At 44.2% G+C, this 6,864-nt stretch carries 5 protein-coding genes; 2 read left to right on the forward strand and 3 right to left on the reverse strand.

What is annotated here, in order from left to right; genetic code table 11:
* The first annotated feature begins 227 nt into the window (after positions 1-227).
* Entirely contained in the window at positions 228-1,091 is an 864-nt protein-coding gene (locus tag E2R66_RS27855) for a DUF808 domain-containing protein (RefSeq protein ID WP_134737981.1), read from the forward strand.
* Positions 1,092-1,100: 9 nt separating this feature from the next.
* On the opposite strand, the gene E2R66_RS27860 is transcribed toward E2R66_RS27855, so the two are convergent.
* The 3 genes from E2R66_RS27860 to E2R66_RS27870 form a co-directional block, all read right to left on the reverse strand.
* Positions 1,101-2,102 (reverse strand): SH3 domain-containing protein, encoded by a 1,002-nt coding sequence (locus E2R66_RS27860; protein WP_134737982.1) that lies wholly within the window; start codon positions 2,100-2,102, stop codon positions 1,101-1,103.
* 218 nt (positions 2,103-2,320) lie between these two features.
* The gene (locus E2R66_RS27865) at positions 2,321-4,513 is read right to left on the reverse strand and encodes an outer membrane protein assembly factor BamB family protein (RefSeq protein ID WP_134737983.1); all 2,193 of its coding nucleotides are present in this window, start codon (positions 4,511-4,513) and stop codon (positions 2,321-2,323) included.
* An 80-nt stretch (positions 4,514-4,593) separates the two neighbouring features.
* Entirely contained in the window at positions 4,594-5,265 is a 672-nt protein-coding gene (locus E2R66_RS27870) for a GDSL-type esterase/lipase family protein (RefSeq protein ID WP_134737984.1), read from the reverse strand.
* 205 nt (positions 5,266-5,470) lie between these two features.
* Between E2R66_RS27870 and E2R66_RS27875 the strand changes: the two genes are divergently transcribed.
* Positions 5,471-5,938: a hypothetical protein gene (locus E2R66_RS27875; RefSeq protein ID WP_134737985.1), complete on the forward strand. Its 468-nt coding sequence runs from the start codon at positions 5,471-5,473 to the stop codon at positions 5,936-5,938.
* Positions 5,939-6,864 lie beyond the last annotated feature (926 nt).

Here is a 6,864-nt window from a genome sequence, read left to right on the forward strand (position 1 = left end):
TCGTTGATACTAATTCCGCTAAACATAGTAAGTTATTTAGCTTAAATATACTAAATAACTTACTGATTATCAATAATTTATTAACAAAAAAACGCTTTGCGAACTAAATACATAATCCTATGAATTTTTATTAATTGAATATTTTCGACAACTTAAAATGAATACACAACGGACAAAACTTAAACTATTAAACCGGGTTTACAAGTAAACTCTCTACAAGAACAACTATGGCATCAGGTTTTTTTGCAATTCTAGATGATATCGCTGCCCTAATGGACGATGTTGCCATCGCCACCAAAGTAGCGACCCGTAAAACAGCCGGCATCCTTGGCGATGATCTCGCCGTAAACGCCGAAAAAGCCACGGGATTTTTATCTTCAAGAGAATTACCAGTATTATGGGCTATTACCAAAGGCTCGTTGATTAACAAGGTAATTATAGTTCCTATTGCGTTATTATTAAATGTCTTCTTTCCGGTTGCCATCAAATATATTTTGATCCTGGGCGGATTTTACCTTGCTTACGAAGGCGTTGAAAAAATTATCGAATACTTTTTCCATCACCCGAAACCAGCTCAGCAAATAATTGCCGAGAAACAGGATTTCGATAACGATGCCGAAAAAAAGAAGGTAAAATCGGCTATCAATACAGACTTTATCTTATCTGTAGAAATCGTTTTTATTGCCCTCGGCGCAGTTACCGGCAAAAGCCTTCCTATACAAATCATCACCGTATCAGCCGTTGCATTAATAGCAACAATTGGCGTTTACGGCATCGTTGCTATTATCGTGCGCATGGATGATGCCGGGCTCCTGTTAATAAAACGCTCGGGAAATAAAGGCATTTTTGCATCCATCGGCTCGTTACTGGTTAAATCGTTACCCATCGTGATAAAACTGCTCAGCATAGCCGGCACTATTGCGTTGATATTGGTGGCAGGCGGTATTTTTGCGCACAACATTGTATATCTGCACAACCTATTCCCCAACTTACTCGCTGTTATTAAAGAATTTACCTTTGGTTTAATAGGCGGTCTAGTTATGATAACGCTTTTAACCGGTGGCAAAAAACTGTTTTTGGTTTTTAAATAGCGTCGAAAGCTATACAAACGTCAGGAAATCTTTGCTTACCCATTTGCCATCCATAGCAATCTGGCACCAATTATTTTCTTCTTTTTCTATGAATACTTCCTGCCCCTGGCTCAGCGTGCCAATTTTGGGGTACGTGGTGCCGGGACCGCTGCGTGCATTAAGGGTGCTTGCTTTAACCTTTGCCCTTTTTACCGGTATGGTATATTGAGCGGCAACCCATTGGCTTTGGCTGTTTGATATTTTATACCAACCGTTGCCTTCCTGATAAACACGCAAGATAGCGCCCAACAGTACAGGCGCGCCTGCCTTCGCTGCGGTAGCATTGGGCGCAGTACGTATATTGAGCGTTGACGCCGTAACGCAGGCATATTTCAGCAGATTGCTCGCCGGAGGTGCAGGGGTAGGTGCTTGTAACGGCGCAGGCGCATGCCCAACCGCGGCTACCAGCGGCAAAAAGTTTGCAAGGGCATTAGCTACTTTGTTGCCGCCAAAGAAATTGGTACCGGGGCAACTTTTATTATTCTCAGTACCATTATTGCGCTTGCCGGTGGCCAGGTTAAACCAATGGTGGTACACTACGTTGGTATCGTTCACGGGTAACCCGAAACGGACGCAAAGCCTGGCTGTCATCCTGATGATGATATCGCGCTGAGCCGGTGTCATGGCATCGCCGCCCATATCAAAATTGCCCAGGTTTTCTATGCATACCGCGTGCGCGTTTTGTCCCAATATGCAGGCGGGAGTGCTTTCCATCGAGCGGCCCGTCATAATCGTACCATCCGGAAAAGTGGTGAACTGCTGGGCTATGTCGCTCCAGCCGTTGTGGGCTACGTGATAATTTTTCATGCCCTGCTGCAGCTCGAAATGGTTATTGCCCTTGAATTGGCTGTATGATGGGCTGTAGGTATGGTGCTCCTGTACGGTTAAAATAGTGCGCGACACCTGCAGGTCCGCCAGCCAAGGCTCGAATTCATCAATGGTCATCAGTGTAAAGCCAAACTTTGTTTTCATAACTTAAGGTTTAAGCATACTGTTCCCGGGCGGCCTTGGTATGCAGGTTTAAATAGGGTTAGATAAACTATGAATTTCGACAACGTGCAGGAGTATCACAAGCGGTAAAACACGTACATCACGAGGGTGAAAACACGGTAAAAAGCCACATCTGAATTAACAGATGCGGCTATGATGTTTAGGGGATTACCCGTGTTATTGCTCTCGGGCGATGTTCCCTATAATGAGAACGCTATATAACTATCGCCAGACTTGCTGCCGATTTTGCCACCACCGCAGGCAATCACGATGTACTGCCTGCCATCTATTTCATAACACGCGGGCGTGGCATATCCTGCTGCGGGCAATTTCGCTTTCCAAAGCACCTTGCCCGTTTTTTTATCAAAAGCACGTATCATTTCATCCTTAGTGGCGGCGATGAATACCAATCCGCCTTTGGTAACCAAAGGGCCGCCGTAGTTTTCGGTACCGGTGATAGGGATGCCCTTTTTTGTAAGTTCGGCGTATTCGCCCAGTGGCACCTTCCACAAAAGCTTCCCGGTAGTCAAATCAACGGCATTCAAAGTCCCCCACGGGGGTTTTATGCCTGGGTAGCCGTCTTTATCGATGAAGCGTGTGTAGCCAGCCATGGTATATGGCGCAGGCGGCAAAGCGCTCTTAACCGCAGTAGGCGATGCGGGCCCTCCCCTGCCAACCGGGTCGGTAGCTTCTTTTTCGGGCAGTTTAAGCAAAAACGTCAAGAGCGCCTGTTTCTCTCCCTCGGGGATGGCCTTGAATGATGGCATCATATTGCGCCCGTTATCAATGATGTTTTTTGCCTGTACAAAAGTGTATTTCTTTTCGAGGTTGAGCAATGCCGGGATAGTACTGCCATTACCCTTTAAATCGGCACCATGACAGGCAATGCAGCGTTGGTTATATAGCGCATGTCCCGCCCCGGCCAGCGTATGGTCGTTATTATCGGTTTTGGGTACGTCTATCATTACCTGCGCCCAGGGTAGTTCGCTGCTGTTGATGTACATTATTTTAGTTTGCTGATCCACCGCCGCACCACCCCATTCGCCGCCGCCATCGAATCCGGGGAAAATCCAGCCGCCGTCCTTACTTGGCGGACTAAACATCGTGCGATACTTTACCTTCAGGTATTTCTCCATCATATCTTTATGCGTTGCGGGCGAAATATTCGTTACGTCTTCCGGCCCGAATTTCTGGCGCGCGAAAGGCTCGGGCAAAGTGGGTATCGGCTGTGTGGGCCAGGGCTGTTCACCCGGCAGGCCCGCAGTTGGCACCGGCGTTTCGTTTATGGGGAAGATGGGCTTGCCGTTAGTACGATCGAACATAAAAATGTAACCGTGCTTGGTTATCTGAGCAACTACGTCGATATTCTTCCCATCATGATTGATAGTGACCAAATTGGGGTTAGCAGGCAAATCGCGGTCCCAAAGGTCATGATGTACGAACTGATAATGCCAGATGTATTTTCCGGTAGACGCATCAAGCGCGATAAGCGAGTTAGCATACAGGTTTTGCCCTTTACGGTTGGCACCATAAAAATCGCCACCTATGGAGCCTGTGGGGATGTAAACGATGCCCCGCTTTTCGTCCAGCGACATGCCCGACCAGTTATTGGCCCCGCCCAGGCTTTTCCAGGCGTTTTTATCTTCCCAGGTCTCGTAGCCCTTTTCGCCAGGGTGCGGTATGGTGTTGAAACTCCAGCGGAGCTTGCCCGTCAATGCATCGTAAGCCCTTATAGGCGCGGGGGCGGCATCATCGCTTTCGGCCACGCGCACGCCCATTATTAAAACATCTTTATAAATAATGCCCGGCGTGGTAGATGCCACGAATGAATGTATTTCGCGGCCAACATTCTCCGTCATATCCAGATAGCCTCCGTGGCCAAAACCGGCTACTGGTTGCCCGGTGGTAATATCTAATGCGTACACCTTGTTACCAACATTATAAAACACCCGTTTGTTGCCCCCATCGGCATCCTGCCAGTACACCACGCCTCGGTTAACTTTGTAGTAAAACATGGGGTTGAATTTGGCGGTACTATCCAGCGATGCCGGGTCGAACAGCCAGTTTTGCTTGCCGGTTGCCGCATCCAGCGAAAATAACTTAAGCTTTGGTGTCGATCCATACAGCATGCCATCAACCATAATGGGGTTGCATTGGTTTTGGGTGCGGTTACCCGTATCGCGGTCATTAGAGCTATGTGCCCAGGCTTGTTTAAGCCCCACAACGTTTTGCGTATTGATGATTTCGCTTTCAGAATACCGCGCACCATCTTTGCTACCTGCATAGGTTGGCCAGCCATTATAATCGGCAGTTACAGAACCGGCGGACTGTTTACAGGAATTTAAGGTAGCCGACAAAGCTATGGCGGCAAACAAAAGATAAACTGGCTTCATAAAACCTATTTAGGATGGTTTGCTTTTGCGCGCTGGCATCACGCAAAAGCCCGTCAAGATACAGAAATATCATAACGCTTTTAATTTGCGTTTAAAAAAGGCTGTATGTTTTTACGCCATACATAATAGCCTGCTGCCGTCAAATGAATACCATCGGTAGTAAGGTCTTTATCAAGCATCCCATCGTCATCGAGATAATGCGGATACAAATCGATAAACGGGACATTATTTTCCACGCAAAGCTGTTTTAACTTTGCGTTCCATGTAGGTATCCATTCGTTCATACCCGGGCGCCGGGTAGGTAATATCGACTGGACATAAATGCGTGCCGAAGACCGCCGGGCTAACTGAATCATAGTAGACATGTTTGTTATGAAGGTATCGATACTTACCTTAAAATTGATATCATTGGTACCCGCTTCTATGAAAATTTTCCTTGGGTGATGCTTCAACACTAATTTGAAGTGCTCAAGTATAAATCCCGATTTGGCACCACTGAAGCCCGCGTTTCTAACGGTATCGTTGCTAAATTCGCTGTGCACAGGGAACCCCGAGGTAAGGCTGGTGCCTATAAAAACATTGGCAAGGGTGTCGTTAGACTTGTTTAAAAAGTTGTTCCATCTATCCGTTTCGGTAAATGGAGGGTTGAAAAAAAAGTAGTAATGATAATAAACCCGCTTGCCTATAAAAAACATCACAAAAACCAGGTTTAGAAAAAGAGAAAATTTTAGCAGGTTGGATTTGGCACGCATAATTGACTTAAAAGCGGGGCTTATTTTTGACCTAATAGGGTCGCAGTTAAATAGGCAATATACAAAATAAAGAATCAAAAGTCCGCTTTTATCGGTTTTGAACTTTTAAAAATTTTGAACAAAATCACTTTTTCTCCACTTTCTCAACGATTTATAATCCCGTCATACTAAAAATACCGAAGCAAAGTTATGGTGTATTATTCCTATGAAAATATCCTTCGACTTAGATGACACTATAATCCCCGGAAGCAAGAAATTCGAAGTAGAACAGCAAACCCTACTTCAAAGGCTACTGGGTATGGAACCCATACGAAAAGGAACTGTAATGCTATTTAAAACGCTAAAGCAACGCGGGTACACAGTTGGGGTATACACAACATCGCACAGGTCGTATAGTCACATTAAACTACTTTTCTTGTTGAACGGCTTTCCGGTTGATTTTGTCATCAACCAAAAGCAGCATTCGCTGAAACTAAGCGGCAGTGGTATACATTGCTCGAAGTATCCATTAGCCTTCAATATCGATTTGCATATTGATGATTCGAGAGGGGTTGAAGTGGAAGGACAGCGATATGGATTTAAGACGCTCATCATAGAAGACCAACAGCTTGATTGGGTGAGTTTGGTACTCAATGAGGTCGACCACCACGCGGAACAAACTAAAACTAAATAAAAAAGCCTCCCATTTTCATGAGAGGCTTCCGGGTAAATGATGGGGCTCGAACCCACGCCCCCCGGTACCACAAACTTACGGTACGTCTATATAAAGCCTTAAATTACAGTAACTTGACCATCGACTAAAACATCTTGTAAAACAGTTGTAAAACAAGCAGACGTAAATGTCCTATTTCATTTACATGTTAGATATTAGTCAATTAAGCAAATATAGCAAATTGCTTTCTCATCAAACTGACTAAACAAAAGAAAGAGTAAAATTCTTTTAGAAACAAATAGACCTTAACACTCGGGCTAGAATCGACTCTCTTGACGGAAGATTAGAGATTATTTGCTTAAATTTAACTAAGCCGATCCTGTCTCAGGCCGCTGGTTACTATGACCTCTTACTGGACATTTCTTGGAAGGTTTGCGGAAAATGGCATTTTAAATTGGGGTTCGATTCCCAACGACCACTGATTGACCTTGTTATGCTACTTAGTATCTTAGCATAAATATAGGATTTTTAGATATCTTAAGCAACTGTTCCGCCTAAATTATTAGATAAAGCGAAAGAATTATATCAAGTAATAGTCAGATATTTTAAATGGTTATCGCGCCTTAGTGCTATTCAAAACTTGTTATTTATTGATAATTGTATTATGGATATGTTAGCTATTGGTGTTGGTAACATGTAGACAAGCTGTTTTGTGATTTAAGTTTATTAATTTGATTTTTAGGATTATGTATTTAGTTCGCAAAGCGTTTTTTTTGTTAATAAATTATTGATAATCAGTAAGTTATTTAGTATATTTAAGCTAAACAACTTACTATGTTTAGCGGAATTAGTATCAACGAATTTAGAGATAAGTTTAAAACGGAGCAGGATTGCCTCCAATATATTTTGGATAAGAAGTTAGCTGGCGGATATTCTTGCCTGAGATG

Source organism: Mucilaginibacter psychrotolerans (assembly GCF_004519315.1).
Lineage (GTDB): Bacteria > Bacteroidota > Bacteroidia > Sphingobacteriales > Sphingobacteriaceae > Mucilaginibacter > Mucilaginibacter psychrotolerans.

Bases quoted from the DNA above. Each gene is read 5' to 3' on its own strand.
- E2R66_RS27855 (WP_134737981.1), top strand. From the start codon at position 228: ATGGCATCAGGTTTTTTTGCAATTCTAGATGATATCGCTGCCCTAATG.
- E2R66_RS27860 (WP_134737982.1), bottom strand. From the start codon at position 2,102: ATGAAAACAAAGTTTGGCTTTACACTGATGACCATTGATGAATTCGAG.
- E2R66_RS27865 (WP_134737983.1), bottom strand. From the start codon at position 4,513: ATGAAGCCAGTTTATCTTTTGTTTGCCGCCATAGCTTTGTCGGCTACC.
- E2R66_RS27870 (WP_134737984.1), bottom strand. From the start codon at position 5,265: ATGCGTGCCAAATCCAACCTGCTAAAATTTTCTCTTTTTCTAAACCTG.
- E2R66_RS27875 (WP_134737985.1), top strand. From the start codon at position 5,471: ATGAAAATATCCTTCGACTTAGATGACACTATAATCCCCGGAAGCAAG.